This window comes from Parasaccharibacter apium (assembly GCF_002917995.1).
GTDB classification, from domain to species: domain Bacteria; phylum Pseudomonadota; class Alphaproteobacteria; order Acetobacterales; family Acetobacteraceae; genus Bombella; species Bombella apis.
Genome location: NZ_LMYH01000003.1, coordinates 1 through 15,824, shown reverse-complemented (window position 1 = coordinate 15,824; position 15,824 = coordinate 1). Strand labels below are relative to the sequence as shown.

Below are 15,824 nucleotides of genomic sequence, written 5' to 3'. Positions count from 1 at the left end.
CATGACGGAAGGATCAGTCGTCCTGCCCGAAGGGGAGCGTGTCGGGCTGTTTCATTACCGTGTGACGGCGGAGGGCTGGCTGCATCTGTTGCAGCAGAATGTCCGGCTGATGTCCCTGCTGGGTTTCTGGGCGGATGAGGAATGGGCCACGGCCCTGTTCCTGTTACAGGGTGAGCAGCCTTTGCTGCTCAGTACAGCGGTGGTGCAGGGGCGTTATCAGGCAGCCTCGCAGTATTTCCCGGCGGCCCAGTGGGGGGAGCGTATGGCCAGGGACCTCTGGGGTGTGGAGGCCTGGTCTGCGTTGGATGACAGTCCGGCTTTGGATGATGGCAGCTGGTCCCTTGCGGCGCCATTGTCTGCCCGTCCCCTGCCTGTCAGCGAGGGGACGGGGCAGCCTTTGCCACGATGCAGGATTGCGCCCTTCCGTACGGCCATACCGGGCCTGCTGGGTGTGGATTATGTGCTGGCCGACGGTGTGATGCAGCAGGTGGAGGTGCAGATTGCGGCTGGCCATCGTGGTGTCCTGTCCCGTCTGGTCGGGTTGACACCGCAGGAGGCCATGCCGCTGGTGGCCCGGATTTCAGCAGGTGGGTTTGTGGCCCATCCTCTGGCGTTCGTCCGGGCGCTGGAGCAGGCAGAAAATCGCCAGATAGACCCACGGGAGCGGGACAGACGGCTCATTTTGCTGGAGGTGGAGCGGCTGGGGCTGCATCTGTTTGATCTGGCGCAGACGGCCCATCAGGCTGGTGCTGGCCTGATGGCGAGCCTGTGCGACCATGCCCGGGAGCATCTTGCGGGCCTCTGTACGGCGCATGGTCTGTCCCGCCGTCTGACAGACAGCATCAGGCTGGAGGGAAGCAGTGGCGTTGATGCGATGATTCCGTTTGTTCAGGCCGTGGTGCAGGGGGTGGCCCCACGGCTGGAGCAGATCAGACAGCTGGCCCGTTTGTCGGATGGACGGTTGAAGACCATAGCCACCGTGCCGACAGAACTGGCGTGGGATTATGCGCTGGGTGGGGTGATTGGCCGGGCCAGTGGGCGGTATCTGGACATGCGCTACATGGATGAGGGTGTCCGCACGCGGGCGATGGGTGGGGCTGGGCGTCATGAAGGGGATGCCTGGGCACGCAGTCGGCAGCGTCTGGCAGAAAGTCAGGAAGCCCTGAAAATCATGGAGTGTATTGTCGCCGATTATGGTGCGGAGAGTGAGCGCCAGGCCATGCCCCGTACTGATGAAGGGTTGGGCGTGGCCGAGGGAGCCCGAGGAGATGTCTGGTACCATGTCGTGCTGAAGGAGGGACGGTTGGCCAGTGTGCAGATACGGGATCCGCTTGTGCCTCTTCTGGCCGTGCTGGGTTCCGTGCTGGAAGGGCATGAGCCGGAACAGCTGGGGCTTGCGCTGGTATCTCTGGGCCTGTCGCCCGCCGGAGTTGCCTTGTGAGATGGCCTGCCTGAAAAGCTCTGGCATCCGTCATGATGTTATATTATAACATATAAAATATGATTTAAGATTCATCATGCGTTGTGTGAGGGGCTGTGCGGTTTATCAGACAGGGCGTTGCCCTCATGCTGGGTGGAGGGCTGGTCTGCCCGGTCCTGACGGTGCTGCCCGCGCAGGCCCAACCGCCAGTGGCGGAGCCTGAGACGGCCGGGACGGTGAAAACCCCCTCAGCACCAGAACATTCTCGAAACAGGGGCAACGGACCAGCACATCAGGCAGCACAGGCCCGTTTCCAGTCAATCGAGCAGTTGACGGTCACAGGGTCTTACCTTCAGGGTGGGCGGAAGACATCCCCCAATCCCGTGCAGACCATCACGGGGAAGGAGATACAGCGCAGTGCCGTGACGTCTCTGGGGGACTATCTGCAAAGGATGCCTTCCATCGGCTCATCCGGTTCGCCGAACAGCCTGACCAACGGGGGCAAGGGGGCATCCTGCACGGACCTTCGGAATCTGGGGCAGGGGCGGGTGCTTGTGCTGATTGACGGGCACAGGGCGACCCTCAATGCCGGGTCCGAATGTGTAGACCTCAACACCATCCCGTTGCAGCAGATCGAGAAGGTGGAAATTCTCAAGGATGGCGGGTCCGGCCTGTATGGGGCGGATGCCGTGGCGGGGGTCATCAACATCCATCTGCGGCACGACCTCACGGGCAGCAACATCACCATGCGGGGGAGCATTGCGCAGGCCGGGGATGCCCGGGGTGGCGAGGTCTCCGCCTATCACGGCATGAATTTTGATGAGGGGCGGGGCAACGTCACGCTGGCGGGCAGCTACAGCACGACCGGCCCCATCTATAACCGGGACCGCAGCTGGTCAGCCCTGCCACAGAATGACAATCCGGCCACGGGCAGCCCCAGTTACGGGTCGTCCATCATTCCTTCCGGCGTGCTCATCAATCCGCAGACGGGGCAGAAGATGGTGCCGGACGGGCAGGGCGGCTTCCGCCGCTTCACCAGGGACGATCTGTACAATTTTGCCCGCTATTCCACGATCATGAACCGCCATGATGACGGCACGGCCTCTCTTGATGCCCATGAGCGGTTTTCCCGGTTCGTGACGCTCTATGGCACCATGCGATACAGCCATACGCTCGTGGAACGGACCCAGTCGCCAGCGCCGGTGCAGGGGAGTGTCCCGCCATCCACACTGCCGTCTTCATGGCTGCTGCCGGCGGCCAGTCCGTACAATCCGTGGGAGCGGGATGCGTCCATCATCAAGCGGATGGAAGATGTCGGGCCACGGCGCAATCACATCAACACTGATACATGGACCTTCCTGCCCGGCCTGAAAGGACAGCTGGGAGCCGGGTGGGATTATGACCTCTCCTATACCTACGGGCGCAGCCATCTGTCCTCTCACACGCAGGACATGATCAATTACCGCAACCTGCTGGAAACGACAGGGACGAGACAGCTGGATGTGATGGATTCCCGCAGTCCCGTGGTCTATGACCCGGGCATATGCCAGGCGGCGCAGGGCTGCGTGCTGCAGAATCCTTTTGCGCCTTACAGCCAGCAGGCGAAGGATCATGTCCGGTTCACCCAGAAGGACCGGGCCACCTATCAGCTGCGGGACACGATGCTGCGCCTGCGGAACCCGCATCTCTTTGCCCTGCCGTGGATGTATGGCGGGCCGGTCGGGGTGGCGGCAGGCATGGAACATAGGGGGGAGCAGCTGAGCTATCACCCTGATGCCCTCGTGGCGCAGGGGGCGTCCACAGGGGCGGCGGGGGCCTATACGGGCGGTGGGTTCACCGTTTCGGAGGGTTATGGAGAAATCCAGCTTCCCCTGCTGCGGCGTGCGCCACTGGCCCGGGACCTGACGGTTGACCTTCAGGGCCGTGTCTCTTCATACAGTCATTACGGAACACCGCTGAACTGGAAGACCGGCCTGCACTGGGCACCGGTTCAGGATGTGGCCTTCCGGGGGACGCTGGGCACCTCGTTCCGGCAGCCGGGGCTGTATGATGTCTATGGCGGCCAGACATTGAGCTATGCTTCTGCATCCGATCCCTGCGCCCATGTGGGAAGCTATGGCAGCCGTGCGGGAGCGGTGCAGGCACGGTGCCAGAAGGAAGGAATCAACCCGGCCAGCTTCACCTCTTCACTGGTCGGGCAGCTGCCGACCCTCTCCGGTGGCAATCCTCGGCTGGGGCCGGAATATGGACGTACGGCAACGGTCGGTATGGACATCACGCCCCGCTCTCTCAGGGCGTTGCGGCTCTCTGTCGATTACTGGCATTACAGCCTGCGGGACATGATCTCGACCCTCAGCACGCAGACGCTTCTGGATGGATGTTACACTGGCAGCGAGCCGGATTTCTGTGGTGCCATCCTGCCCCGTTCCAGCAGCGGGCAGATCACGGCCATCAAGGCCCTGCCGCAGAATGTCGGTGCCCTGAAGACGGATGGTCTGGATTTCAGCCTGCATTACAGCTTGCCCCTGGGCGACAGGGACCAGCTGAGCCTTCATGAAAACACCCAGTATCTTCTGAATTACAGGCAGAAGCTGACCCGTAACGGGAGCTGGCAGGACTATACGGGGCGTCTGCTCTATCTGAATGGCAGTGGCCGACCACGGGAGCAGCATTACATCAGCACGACATGGCGGCATGACCATGTCAGCCTCATCTGGATGACACGCCTCATCAGCGGGATGAGGATGAATGACGGGCACCGTGATCTTGACCCGGCCACATCCGGGCGAACCCACGTGGGAGGAACGATCCTGCATGACGTGACGGTGTCAGGGACGTGGCACCAGTTCCAGCTGATGGGAGGTATCAGCAACCTGTTCAACCGTCGGCCACCCTTCGTGCCGGATGGGGCCTTCAATACCGCCTTTTCCCAATATTCAGGCTACATTGCCGGAAGAAGTTTCTTTCTCCAGATGGGGGCTGATTTCTAGCCGGGCAGATGACCGTCAGGGGAGCTGGTGCGCTGGTGATGTGGAGCGGCGTTGTTCCTCTGAAGTCCCCATCACTCTGGGCAGGAACGGGCTGGCTGCCGGGGCAGGTGATGGTCCGCCCCCGGATGAAGGAAAAGGCCGGGGTGGTGCAGTCGTTCCGGCAGAGGAAAGCCCATGCCTGCTTCAGCAGGCAGAGCGGGTGCAGCCGGTGCAGCATGAAGACGGAGAAGGCGGCCTCTTCATGGTGGTTGTGGCGGAACAGCCGGAACGGACCGCCATAAAGCTGCCCTTTGGAGATGATGGTGAGGCGGGACTGGTAGCATCGGCCATCCACGTCTGTCTCGAATGCGGGGAAGGGATAGGTGGACAGCAGGCGCAGGGCGGTGACGGCATAGGCGGCCCGGCCGATCCGTTTCTTGAGGGCCGTGGAGAGTTGCTGCACCACCCAGCCATCGGGGCCGACCCCGACCATCTGGAGGAACAGGGTTGGGCTGGCCTGTCCTTCTGTGGTGAGCCAGCCCGGCCAGAGCGTGCGGGTCTGCCCGCTGGCGATCAGGGTGGCGTTGCGGGCGTCATGGAAGGGGACGCCCAGCTCCAATGCCAGCACATTGGCTGATCCGACGGGCCAGAGGGCCAGAGGGCAGGGCTGGCCCAGCATGGCGTGGGCAATTTCGGCAATCGTTCCATCCCCTCCACCGGCAATGATGAGGTCCGCTTCTGGCAGGTGGATTTTCACGATCTCCGCAGCATGGCCCCGGTAGCGGGTTTCCATGATACGCACGTCCAGCCCGGCCTGTTCCAGATGCTTCACGAAGGCGGCCTGCCGCCGGGGAGAGTGATGCCCCGCTGTCGGGTTGATGATGAGCAGTGCTCTGCGGGGATGGGGGTGCGGTGAGGAGGATGGTGGGTGCATGGCGGGGGAGGGTACTTCACTCTGGGCCGGGACACTATATAGTGCCCGGCATGAACCTTCTGTTACAGGTTCTGCTGTTTTGTTCCCATTGTGAGGATCACATCTGCCATGCAGTCAGCTCCCCTGACCATGATGCTTGCTTTTCTGGATGTACAGAAATGGCGCCCCCGCTCCGTGAGGCGGCAGGGGCGGCGCATCAGGCTGTTCACGCTTGAGGCGGGAAGCTGCGAAGGCTGTGCGATGGAACTGGTGTCTCTGGGAAGCAGCGCCTACCCGTTGGGAGGGAGCGGGTTTCAGAGGGTCCAGCATCCGGAGGATGCGGACTGGCTCCTTGTCACCGGCTCTGTGACACGCTCCTGCGCAGGCGATCTGGCCAGTGCGTGGGAGGCCATGCCCGCAGGACGCAGCCTCGTGGCTGTGGGAGACTGCGCCCATGATGGTGGATTGTGGAAGAACACATACGCCACGCTGGGTGGCCTCCATGCGCTCAGCCGGGTCTATGGGTCCATTCCTGGCTGCCCGCCGTCGCCCGCATCCATTCTTCAGGCGTTGGTGGAGCTGGCAGAGGGTGGTTCATCTCCCACGGGCTCCCACGCATCTTCTGCCTCACGCCGCAGCCGCCAGTAAGACCGGCGGGAGAGCGGGATCATGACGAGATAGAGGACACCAGCTGCGGCCAGAGCGCCCCATGGTTCTGTTACCAGAATGGCGGCATAGGCACCGACGCCGACCAGCATGGGCAGAATATAGCGTGATGGCACCTTGAAGTTCTTGAAGGACCAGATCGGCAGGGTGGAGACCAGCAGCAGGGCGGTGACGATCAGGCAGCCAGCGGCCAGCCATGGGGAGTGGGCGAAATGCTCGATGCCTGTCAGGTTGTTGCGCTTGGCTTCCAGCCCCAGAAAGACCGGGAACAGTGCAAGCCCTGCCCCTGCCGGTGCGGGCACGCCGGAGAAGAAATTGGCGGCATATTCCGGTGCCGTATCGTCGTCCAGTGCGGAGTTGAAGCGGGCCAGCCGCAGGGCCATGCAGACCGTGAAAAGAATGAACGGGATGAAGGCCAGCCGCTGCGTGGCAGGCAGAGCCCAGAGCATGAGGATGAAGGGCGGCACGACGCCGAAGCAGACAAAGTCCGACAGGCTGTCAAATTCAGCTCCGAAACGGGATGTCCCCTTCAGCAGGCGGGCGATGCGTCCGTCCAGCCCATCCATGCAGGCAGCGATGAGCAGGGCCCCGGCTGCATGGGTAAAATGGCCTGTCATGGAAAATTTGATGGCGCTCAGCCCCGCACAGAGGCCCAGCATCGTCAGGATGTTGGGGACAAGCCGGTTGAAGGAAAGCCCACGGACCCGGCGCCGCTTGCGCCGGTATCTATGCACCATGGCCGTGTCGGAAGATGGCTTCTGCATATGTCTGGCCCTCAGAGCTTCGCTATGACCGTCTCGCCTCCGATCATCGTCTGTCCCTCCAGGACATCGGGGGTGATACCCGGTGGCAGGTAGATGTCCGTGCGGGAGCCAAAGCGGATGAGGCCAAACAGCTCCCCGGCCTGCACCTGTTCACCTTCTTTCACATCACAGAGAATACGGCGGGCGACCAGCCCGGCGATCTGCACGACGGCCACCTGGCGGCCATCCCGGAGAGTTACGCGCAGTTCGTTGCGTTCATTATGTTCGGAGGCCTTGTCCAGGCTGGCATTGAGGAATTTGCCTGCATGATAGGCAATTTTCGTGACTGTCCCACTGACGGGCATACGGTTTACATGCACATCCAGTACGGAGAGGAAGGTCGAAACACGCCAGACCGGCTCACTGCCCATCTCCAGGGCAGCCGGCGGCGGGACCATGGAAACACCTGTCACACGTCCATCCGCACTGGCGAGGACGAGCCCTTCACCCTGTGGAGACGTCCGCCGTGGGTTGCGGAAGAAATAGAGGCAGAAGCCTGTGAACGCAAAGCCTGCTGTCCCCAGGGCCCGTGTCAGCCGCCATGGCGTGGCCCGCCCGAACACACCAGCCAGAAGGCCGATGCCCAGAAAGGGTGTTGCCGCACGGTGCGGCGGAGCAAGGACGAGTTTGAGAGATTTGATCAGTGACATGAGATTACTCATACGTCACCTGCTGGATGGGTCAAGTATTTCGTGACGGGGATGGGGAGGGCGTGGTCAGGGCTGGGTGTGTGCTTGCAGGGAAAGGTGGCAGGGGCCATCTTGGAGGCATGGCTTCCGTTATCCCGCTGTTTCCTGCGGGATAACCTCGTCTGGAGAGAGGTTTCATGAGTGTGGAGATAAGGCCGGTTCCCGCCTTTCAGGATAATTACATCTGGTTCGTCCGTAAGGAGGGGCACCCCTGGGTGGTGATCGATCCCGGTGAAGCCGGGCCAGCAGAGGCGGTGCTGGGGGAAGAGGCTCCGGCTGCCATCCTGCTGACCCATCATCATGGCGATCATGTCGGTGGGGCGGCAGAACTGGCACGGCGCCACGACGTGCCGGTTTATGGTCCAGCGGATGTGGCAGGTGTCGATCACCCGCTGAAGGATGGTGATGAGGTGAAGGTGGCCGGGCTGACATTCCGTGTCATGGCCACACCGGGTCACACGCTGGATCACCTCTGCTATGCGCTGGAGGGTGGAACCCCGGCCCTCTTCAGTGGGGATACGCTGTTCAGTGGTGGGAGTGGCCGCCTGTTCGAGGGGACTGCGGAACAGCTTTTTGCCAGCTTCCGCCAGTTTGATGATCTGCCGGACGGGACACTTCTCTGCCCCGGCCATGAATACACGCAGGGGAACCTGAAATTCATTGCCTCACTGGGCAGAAGCATCCCTGCGCTGGAGGCCCGCAGGGCAGAAGTGGCGCAGCTCCGGGCGGAAGGGCGGCCCTCGGTGCCTGTTCCGCTGGGCGTGGAGCGGCAGACCAACCCGTTCCTCATGGCCCGGACGCCGGAAGAACTGGCCCGCCTGCGGAAGCAGAAAGACCAGTTCTGAGTTGTCAGGCCGTGCGGATGTCCAGCCCGATATCCAGTGCTTTCACGCTGTGGGTCAGCCAGCCGAGGGAGAGGATGTCCACGCCACTTTCGGCAATGCTGTGGGCCGTGTCGGGCGTGATGCCGCCGGAGGCCTCGGCAATGGCCCGGCCTTCGATCATGTTCACGGCCTCACGCAGCATGGCGGGGGTCATGTTGTCCAGCAGGTAGGCATCCGGCCCGTCGGGGCAGTCCAGCGCCTCGGCAAGCTGGGCGAGGGAGTCCACTTCCAGCTCGATCTTCATGAGGTGTCCGGCCCGCTGGCGGGCAGCGGCCAGTGCGGCGGGGATGTTGCTGCCGAAAAGAGCCAGATGATTGTCCTTGAGCATGATGGCATCATCCAGCCTGTGGCGGTGATTGCTGCCACCACCAGCCCGGACGGCATATTTCTGTAGGGCACGCAGGCCGGGGAGCGTCTTGCGGGTGCAGCAGATGCTGACCCCCGTACCTTCCACGGCATCCACGATCTGGCCCGTGGTGGTGGCGATTCCGCTGAGATGGGACAGCAGGTTGAGGGCCACACGTTCCCCGCCCAGCACGGCGCTGGCCGGGCCTTCCACCTCGGCCAGAACGTCGCCACGGGTGATGCGGTCGCCCTCCTGTCTGAAGGGTGTGAAACGGGTCCGGCCATCCAGAAGCGTGAAGGCCAGACGGGCACCGGGAAGTCCGGCCAGCCGTCCATCCTGCCGGGCGACGAAGGAGGCCCGAAGTGTGGGCTGGCCCTGCATGAGAGCCTGCGTGGTGACGTCGCCACCTGTGCCGAAATCTTCCCGCAGGGCGTTGCTGATGACCGGTTCCCAGAGCAGGTCGGGCAGGAAAAGCGTCTCAAGGGCCATGATGATAGGTCTCCTGGTGCTGGATGGAAGGAGGTTACAGGGGCAGGTCGGTCAGCTGCATGTCGATGTGACGGGGCAGCTGAAGACCGGGCGTGTCTTCCCGCCAGTGTGCCCCTCTCTGTTCCGGGCGGTTCAGGGCGGCCCAGCCGATGAAGGAGGCAGTCAGGGCGCAGAGATTCTGGCGGGCCAGTGGCAGGGTACGTTCCAGAAAATTTTCCAGTCCTGTGCGGGTGCGGAGAATGCCGAGATGCTGCTGCATTTCAGCCCGGAAAGGCCAGTCCGTCGTGAAGGTGGGGCGTGCCGGTACCGTGGCGGGAGGGGGAGCTGTTCCATCGTTCCGGCTGGTGTTGACGTCCCGCCCTGCCCATTGCCCGCAGACCAGAGCCTCCAGCAGGGAGTTGCTGGCCAGCCTGTTGGCACCATGAAGGCCGGTACAGGCGACCTCTCCGCAGGCCCACAATCCCTTCAGGGTCGTGCGGCCTGTCTGGTCCACTTTCAGGCCGCCCATGTGGTAGTGCATGGCGGGCTGGACGGGGAGAAGCTGGGTGTCCGGATCAAGACCGGCTTTTCGGCAGGCCTGCGTGATGCCGGGGAAACGTGCGCTGAAGGGGGCACCCGGCAGGGAGCGTCCATCCAGAAAAACGGTGCGTCCTTCCCGCAGCTGGGCAGCGATGGCCCGGCTGACGACATCACGGGGGGCGAGTTCTTCCGTAAAACGGTGGCCGTCATCCAGACGCAGTACGGCTCCGGCTCCCCGCACGGCCTCACTGATGAGGGAGAGGCGGCCTGTCTGGCCCGGTGAGACGAGGGCCGTAGGGTGAAACTGTGTGAATTCCATGTCCCGCAGAGTGGCTCCTGCTCGTGCGGCCAGAGCCAGTGTCGTACCCCGGTTGGAGAGCGGGCTGGTCGTGTGCTGATACAGCCCGCCGCAGCCGCCGCTGGCCAGAATGCAGTGCCGTGTGGGGATGAACCCGGCGGATGTCCATACACCCTGCACTGTCCCATCAGGGGCGTGGAACCCTTCCAGCGTGGCCTGTAGCCAGTGGATGGTGTCCTTTTCCCGGGCCTGCTGGAGAACATGCTGAAGGATGACCTGCCCGCTCCGGTCGCCACCGGCAAAGACAATCCGCTCATGGCTGTGGGCAGCTTCCAGATGGAGGGAAAGCTGCCCCTTTCCATCATGGGCCAGGGGCACGCCAAGCCGCAGGAGCGTTTCCACGGCACCCGGTCCTGCCTCGGTGATGCGCTGCACGATGGCCGGATCACACAGACCGGCACCGGCCCTGAGTGTATCCTCGGCGTGGCTGGCCGGACTGTCCCCGGGACCGACCGCCGCTGCCATGCCGCCCTGGGCCAGGGTGCTGGATGTTCCTTCCCCTGTGAAGGAGGGAGCAAGCAGCACGCAGGGGCCGTCCATCTCCAGAGCCGCCATGAGGCCAGCCAGCCCGGCCCCGATGATGACTGGCCAGCCTGCGTGGCGGGAAAGGGCATGTCCCTGCATGGGACGGTCCTTCACTTGATGGCCAGCATCCGCTCGACGGAGCGGCGGGCCGGTTCCTGAAGGTCAGCCGGGATGGTGACTTCGGTGCTCATGGTTTCCAGAGCCTGACGGATGTTCTTCAGGGTGATGCGCTTCATGTGCGGGCAGAGATTGCAGGGACGGATGAAGTCGGTCTGCGGGTGCATGGCGGCGAGGTTGTCGCTCATGGAACATTCGGTGATGAGCATGACCTTTTCAGGTTTATGCTGGGCGATGTAGTCCATCATGCTGGCTGTGGACCCGGCATGGTCGGCTTCCGCCACGACATCGGGTGAACATTCCGGATGTGCAATGATATGGAGCGGGCCATGCATCCGCCGGTACTGGCGGATTTCCTGCGGGGTGAACCGTTCATGGACTTCGCAGCGGGCTGACCATGTGTGCATCTTGATGCCGGTTTCCCGCTCGATGTTCCGGGCAAGGAATTCATCGGGGATCATGATGACTTCCGGTACGCCAAGGCTTTCCACGACACGGCGTGCATTGCCGGACGTGCAGCAGACGTCTGTCTCGGCCTTTACGGCAGCGGAACTGTTCACATAGGTAACGACCGGCACGCCGGGGTGGCGTTCCCGCAGGGTGCGGACATTTTCCGCCGTGATACCTTCGGCCAGGGAGCAGCCTGCCAGTTCGTCCGGGATGAGGACGGTCTTCGTGGGGTTCAGCAGCTTGACCGTTTCGGCCATGAAATGGACGCCCGCCATGATGATGACATCCTGTTCCAGATTCTGGGCCTCACGGGCCAGAGCCAGACTGTCCCCCCGGATGTCGGACACGCAGTGGAAGATTTCTGGCGTCTGATAATTATGGGCGAGGATGACGGCATTATGCTTGCGCTTCAGCTCGAGAATGGCCTCGATGTCATCTGCAAAAAGCCGGTCCCAGTCCTGCCGGGCCATGAGGGAGGCCACGGGGCTGTACAGCGCAGCGCGGGACGGAGAGGGGGCAATGCCCTGCATCATGGAGAGGTCCTTACCAAGGTTATACTCACTATGAGCATAATATAGGCCCTGCTGGAGACCATGCCAAGGGGTTTCTGCTCCGGGTGTGTCGGGAGGAAAGATCGTACCGTTCTTTCGGGAGCGTATTCTGGATGGGAGTGACTGGGCAGAGGCTGCTGTTATGCCGAGACACGTCGATGTGCAGGCAGTGTCGCAAAAGTTAAAAAAATATTTCTTAATTTTTTTTCAACAGTAACAGTATATAAAGGCGGCGATATTTTGGATTCTATGTAAGAGCAGAATAGTCAGGGGATGGATGTGGTCGGGTCGATAATGAAACAGTCATTGAAAATTATGGTGCTTTCAGCGTTGACTGTGGCAGGGCTTTCCGTCGCCTGTGCGGCTGATACGGCACAGCCGTCACCTGTCGTCATGTCCGGAACGGTTGGTGAGTGGGGCTATCGTTGTGTGTTCCCGCCGAACAGTCCAGCCAAGGGGCCACAGTTCTGTCTGATGCAGCAGAGTCTCATGATGCGGGGAGATGGGGGCAAGGCAGAACCCTTGGGGGCTGTCATACTGGCTCGGGCAACTGAAGATGTCGACAGGAAGCCTATTGCAGGGCGTCCGTGGCGTGTAACGGCCATGGTTCCTCTTGCTCTTTCCTTGAAGACGGATGCCCGTATCGCCGTGGAGGGGCAGAGTCCCGTCCGTCTGCAGTGGCAGTCCTGCATCTCGACAGGCTGCATGGCCTCGGCGGACCTGTCTGCAGTGCAGGCGGAGCAGTTTGCCAGAGGGCAGACGGGCCACATCATGGTGGACAAGGTTTCAGAAGGGACGCTGACGATCAATTTCGCTCTGGATGGAGCTTCTGCGGCGATGCAGCAGATTGATGGCTGGATACAACATTCTCCTTTTTATCGCTGAAAAACGGATATTGGAGCAGGTTGGTCGTGGGCGGGTCTCGTGATTTCTGTGGTGTGAGCTAATGCCCGAGGTGTCTAGGGCGTGGCGTTGGGTTGTGGCAGGCTGTCTGTGGGCGGTGCTGGCCGTGGGAGCAGTGCAGGCGGGCAGCGTGAGAGCCGCTCCGGCTCTGGCGGAAGCTCCTCCGATCATTCCGGGGCTAGGAGCGGGGCCAGGGTCTTCGCAGGACCAGTTCCAGCGTTTCCGTCAGCACCAGCAGCAGCTGGATTCTCTTCCACCGCCTGTCGCTAATGTGAAGGTGCACCCCGAGGAGACCCCACAGGGTGCGTCACGGGCCTGCATGTTCATTCACAGGGTGAGCATTACCGGAGCCAGGCACCTTTCCGCTGGAAGTCTGAGGCATGTCGCATCCGATTTTGAGGGACGCTGCCTTGGCGTGAGTGACCTCAATGGCCTCATCAACAGGATCAACGAGGCATATGTCAGTAGGGGCTACATCACATCCCGTGCCTATCTGCCAGAGCAGAAGCTGAGCAGCGGTGAGCTTTCCGTTGTCGTGGTGGAAGGCAGGCTCGAGGGTGTGGACATGCAGGGGCGCAGCCGCAGGCTGGTGCCGGGCGTGGCCTTCCCCGGACTGAAGGGGCACATCCTCAACCTGAGGGATCTGGAGCAGGGCGTGGAGCAGATGAATCGTCTGCCGCATTTTGGTGCCCAGATGAAAATCACGCCCGGTGCGGATGCCGGGGCCTCACGTGTGGTGGTGAACGCTCCGGCCAGAGGCATCCTGCATGGCCAGTTCTGGGCAGATAACAATGGTCAGAAAGTGACGGGGCGCACGGTAGGTCATGCTCTGCTGATAGCCGAAAACCTGCTGGGACTGCTCGACATGTGGTCCGTGGAATATGACCATTCCCTGCGTGGGCCGGATCATGGAGCCAGAGGCACGTCTTTCCTGTCAGCCAATGGGTCGGTCCCCTTCGGATACTGGACGGTGTTTGGTTCATGGTGGCAGTCGCAGGATGCCTATCCGTTGCGGGCAGGGACCGAACTCTATCATCTGAATGGATCCCGGACTGACTGGCAGGTCGGATTTTCCCGTACGCTCTGGCGCAACAGCGTGGGGGTGACAACGGGACAGGTTTCGTTCGAGCGGAAAACGTTCGGGTCTCAGGTCAATCATACCAGCATATTCAGTCAGAGCGGACGGCAGGCTTATGTGAATGCGAACATAAGTGAATCGCTCAAGATACTGGCCAGTAGCTGGTACATCACGGGTGGAGTGAAAATCGGCCTTGATGGGGCGGGAACATGGAACTATTATCCTGACCCTGCCCGGGATGAGCCACACACGGCCTACGTAAAACCCACGCTGGATATCGACGGCTACGTTCCTTTTGCGCCCCGCTGGTTATGGCACACCACCATGCATGCGGAAATCAGCTCCCATGACCAGAACCCGACCAATGAGCTCCAGGTAGGCGGCCCCTATACCGTCCGGGGTTTTCTGGAGCAGGAGTTCATCGGTAACAATGGTGGCTATATGCGTAATGATGTCGCTTGGTCACCGCCGACGAATGCCATGAAATGTGGAGCCTATACGGGCGTGTGTAGGGGCCTTCTGAAAGGTGTGCAGATCTATGGCGCACTGGATTTTGGCGTGGTCCGGGCCGGTTTTCAGTCCAGAGCCACGCCAGCCGTCCTGAAGGGGGGAGAGATGGCCGGTGTGGGGTTGGGCGTTCGCAAGACGGACGGCCTGCTTTTCTGGGATGTGGTCCTGACACACGCCATTGCCCGGGGAGCTTTGCCAGCAGAGGGACTGATCACGTTTTTCAATGCAGGGGTACGGATGTGAGTGGTATGGAACGGCCGGTGATTCAGTGCGACAGGCAGTTCACTTTTTCTTTCGTGCAGAAGATGGTCAACCTGTTCTGTGCCGTGGTCCTGCTGATGGCTTCCACTATCACACAGGCTGTGGCACAGCAGGCTGCGCCCCAGATTGTGGTGGACAATTCTGCGCATGGTCTGCATCCCGAGTTGGACAGAACCCAGAATGGCATAGATCAGATCAACATCGTGTCACCAAACGGGGCAGGGGTCTCTCATAACATGTTCCGGAGCTACAACGTTTCGGAGCGAGGACTGATCCTGAACAATGCGACACGCAATGCCCAGACAAAGATTGGTGGTGTCATACTGGGCAACACCAACCTGCACGGGCGGGCCGCCGAGACGGTCCTGAACGAGGTGACGGGCCCACTGCCCAGTCACATTCTTGGTTATACGGAAGTTGCAGGAAAACAGGCCGCCGTCATCATCGCCAATCCCAATGGTCTGACCTGTAATGGCTGCGGTTTCATCAATACATCACGTGTCACCCTGACGACCGGACATCTGGAGTTCAATGCACGAGGTGGTGTACAGGCCTTCTCCATACATGGTGGGACTGTCCAGTTTGGAGAGAAGGGGGCGGATTTTGCGTCCGTACCGGTACTGGACATTCTGTCCCGAAATGTCAGGATCGCTGGTCCGGTCGGTGCGCAGAAGGCTAATCTCGTACTGGGTAAAAACCGTGTCGTATATGGAACAAATGAGGCTAAACCTCTCGTAGATGATGGAAGCCGGAAACCCGAGCTGGCTCTGGATACGGCCGCCATGGGCGGGCTGTATGCCAACAGCATCTATCTGATTGTGAATGAGGCCGGGGCGGGTGTCCGGGTGGATGGCACGATGGCTTCCAATGCCGGGGACATGCATTTGGACAGTCAGGGCAATCTGGTTCTGAACGGCCGCATGTTGGCACAGGGGCAGGTGATCGTAAATACTGCCGGTCCTGTACAGGTTACCAGTCAGGGCGTACTGGAGGCAGGACAGGCCCTGAGTGTGGCATCTGGCAAGGGCATTGCCAATGCCGGGACCATGTATGCGTATGGCGGTCAGATACAGCTTGCAGCTGATGGTACCATCACTAACACTGGTCATGCCGTGGCCAGTGCTGGCCCCCTGACCGTACAGGCACGGAGTGATGTTCGGAACTCCGGCGAGCTGGGGAGCCGACAGGGGGCGGTGTCGCTTGAGGGGACGGGGCTGAGGAATGATGGCGGGAAGCTGATCGCGGCCGATGGTCCGCTGTCCCTGACGCTGCATGGCGGTGACATCTCCAACAGCAACGGTCTGATCCAGTCCAGCGAAGGTCTGACGCTGACGGCAGGCACGCTCTCCAACCAAGGCGGGACGCTGCTGAGT

At 61.5% G+C, this 15,824-nt stretch carries 13 protein-coding genes; 7 read left to right on the top strand and 6 right to left on the bottom strand.

Features of this window, described 5'->3' with window-relative positions; translation table 11 throughout:
* The first annotated feature begins 1 nt into the window (after position 1).
* Complete coding sequence (locus ASO19_RS00750) at positions 2-1,441, top strand: NADH-quinone oxidoreductase subunit D-related protein (RefSeq protein ID WP_086431244.1); 1,440 nt, start codon at positions 2-4, stop codon at positions 1,439-1,441.
* Between the two features lie 95 nt (positions 1,442-1,536).
* Positions 1,537-4,410: a TonB-dependent receptor domain-containing protein gene (locus ASO19_RS00745; RefSeq protein WP_248630608.1), complete on the top strand. Its 2,874-nt coding sequence runs from the start codon at positions 1,537-1,539 to the stop codon at positions 4,408-4,410.
* Here ASO19_RS00745 and ASO19_RS00740 read toward each other — a convergent pair.
* Positions 4,334-5,323 (bottom strand): diacylglycerol/lipid kinase family protein, encoded by a 990-nt coding sequence (locus ASO19_RS00740; RefSeq protein WP_103765203.1) that lies wholly within the window; start codon positions 5,321-5,323, stop codon positions 4,334-4,336. The genes ASO19_RS00745 and ASO19_RS00740 overlap by 77 nt on opposite strands.
* A gap of 108 nt (positions 5,324-5,431) precedes the next feature.
* Here ASO19_RS00740 and ASO19_RS00735 point away from each other — a divergent pair, with 108 nt between their 5' ends.
* A complete protein-coding gene (locus ASO19_RS00735; protein WP_103765202.1) occupies positions 5,432-5,950 on the top strand; it encodes an NADH-quinone oxidoreductase subunit B family protein in 519 nt (172 codons plus the stop codon).
* Here the strand turns inward: ASO19_RS00735 and ASO19_RS00730 are convergent.
* Together ASO19_RS00730 and ASO19_RS00725 are read right to left on the bottom strand one after the other, a co-directional pair.
* Positions 5,866-6,732, bottom strand: coding sequence for a CDP-alcohol phosphatidyltransferase family protein (locus ASO19_RS00730; protein WP_081562888.1), 867 nt, complete (start codon positions 6,730-6,732; stop codon positions 5,866-5,868). The genes ASO19_RS00735 and ASO19_RS00730 overlap by 85 nt on opposite strands.
* 11 nt (positions 6,733-6,743) lie before the next feature.
* Positions 6,744-7,421, bottom strand: coding sequence for a phosphatidylserine decarboxylase (locus tag ASO19_RS00725; RefSeq protein WP_043558376.1), 678 nt, complete (start codon positions 7,419-7,421; stop codon positions 6,744-6,746).
* Between the two features lie 176 nt (positions 7,422-7,597).
* Here ASO19_RS00725 and gloB point away from each other — a divergent pair, with 176 nt between their 5' ends.
* Positions 7,598-8,305, top strand: a complete 708-nt coding sequence (gloB, locus tag ASO19_RS00720; protein ID WP_219811866.1) for a hydroxyacylglutathione hydrolase — start codon at positions 7,598-7,600, stop codon at positions 8,303-8,305.
* Between the two features lie 4 nt (positions 8,306-8,309).
* Here the strand turns inward: gloB and nadC are convergent, their stop codons facing one another.
* The 3 genes from nadC to nadA are packed head-to-tail and all read right to left on the bottom strand — an operon-like array spanning position 8,310 to position 11,678.
* Positions 8,310-9,179, bottom strand: a complete 870-nt coding sequence (gene nadC, locus ASO19_RS00715; RefSeq protein ID WP_103765201.1) for a carboxylating nicotinate-nucleotide diphosphorylase — start codon at positions 9,177-9,179, stop codon at positions 8,310-8,312.
* A gap of 34 nt (positions 9,180-9,213) precedes the next feature.
* Positions 9,214-10,680, bottom strand: a complete 1,467-nt coding sequence (locus tag ASO19_RS00710) for an L-aspartate oxidase (RefSeq protein ID WP_103765200.1) — start codon at positions 10,678-10,680, stop codon at positions 9,214-9,216.
* Positions 10,681-10,691: 11 nt separating this feature from the next.
* Positions 10,692-11,678, bottom strand: coding sequence for a quinolinate synthase NadA (gene nadA, locus ASO19_RS00705; protein WP_081563426.1), 987 nt, complete (start codon positions 11,676-11,678; stop codon positions 10,692-10,694).
* Between the two features lie 336 nt (positions 11,679-12,014).
* On the opposite strand from nadA, the gene ASO19_RS00700 reads away from it, so the two are divergent.
* From ASO19_RS00700 to ASO19_RS00690, 3 genes are all read left to right on the top strand, one after another.
* A complete protein-coding gene (locus tag ASO19_RS00700; RefSeq protein WP_258036056.1) occupies positions 12,015-12,584 on the top strand; it encodes an invasion associated locus B family protein in 570 nt (189 codons plus the stop codon).
* 61 nt (positions 12,585-12,645) lie between these two features.
* Positions 12,646-14,433 carry a ShlB/FhaC/HecB family hemolysin secretion/activation protein gene (locus ASO19_RS00695; RefSeq protein ID WP_103765198.1) on the top strand — a complete coding sequence of 596 codons (1,788 nt, stop codon included), beginning with the start codon at positions 12,646-12,648 and terminating at the stop codon, positions 14,431-14,433.
* Between the two features lie 5 nt (positions 14,434-14,438).
* On the top strand, positions 14,439-15,824 hold a 1,386-nt coding region (locus ASO19_RS00690), incomplete at its 3' end, for a filamentous hemagglutinin N-terminal domain-containing protein (protein WP_146046897.1).

Excerpts from the sequence above, each read along its gene's own strand:
- ASO19_RS00750 (WP_086431244.1), top strand. The coding sequence starts at position 2 with ATGACGGAAGGATCAGTCGTCCTGCCCGAAGGGGAGCGTGTCGGGCTG.
- ASO19_RS00740 (WP_103765203.1), bottom strand. The coding sequence starts at position 5,323 with ATGCACCCACCATCCTCCTCACCGCACCCCCATCCCCGCAGAGCACTG.
- ASO19_RS00735 (WP_103765202.1), top strand. The coding sequence starts at position 5,432 with ATGCAGTCAGCTCCCCTGACCATGATGCTTGCTTTTCTGGATGTACAG.
- ASO19_RS00730 (WP_081562888.1), bottom strand. The coding sequence starts at position 6,732 with ATGCAGAAGCCATCTTCCGACACGGCCATGGTGCATAGATACCGGCGC.
- ASO19_RS00725 (WP_043558376.1), bottom strand. The coding sequence starts at position 7,421 with ATGTCACTGATCAAATCTCTCAAACTCGTCCTTGCTCCGCCGCACCGT.
- gloB (WP_219811866.1), top strand. The coding sequence starts at position 7,598 with ATGAGTGTGGAGATAAGGCCGGTTCCCGCCTTTCAGGATAATTACATC.
- nadC (WP_103765201.1), bottom strand. The coding sequence starts at position 9,179 with ATGGCCCTTGAGACGCTTTTCCTGCCCGACCTGCTCTGGGAACCGGTC.
- ASO19_RS00710 (WP_103765200.1), bottom strand. The coding sequence starts at position 10,680 with ATGCAGGGACATGCCCTTTCCCGCCACGCAGGCTGGCCAGTCATCATC.
- nadA (WP_081563426.1), bottom strand. The coding sequence starts at position 11,678 with ATGCAGGGCATTGCCCCCTCTCCGTCCCGCGCTGCGCTGTACAGCCCC.
- ASO19_RS00700 (WP_258036056.1), top strand. The coding sequence starts at position 12,015 with ATGGTGCTTTCAGCGTTGACTGTGGCAGGGCTTTCCGTCGCCTGTGCG.
- ASO19_RS00695 (WP_103765198.1), top strand. The coding sequence starts at position 12,646 with ATGCCCGAGGTGTCTAGGGCGTGGCGTTGGGTTGTGGCAGGCTGTCTG.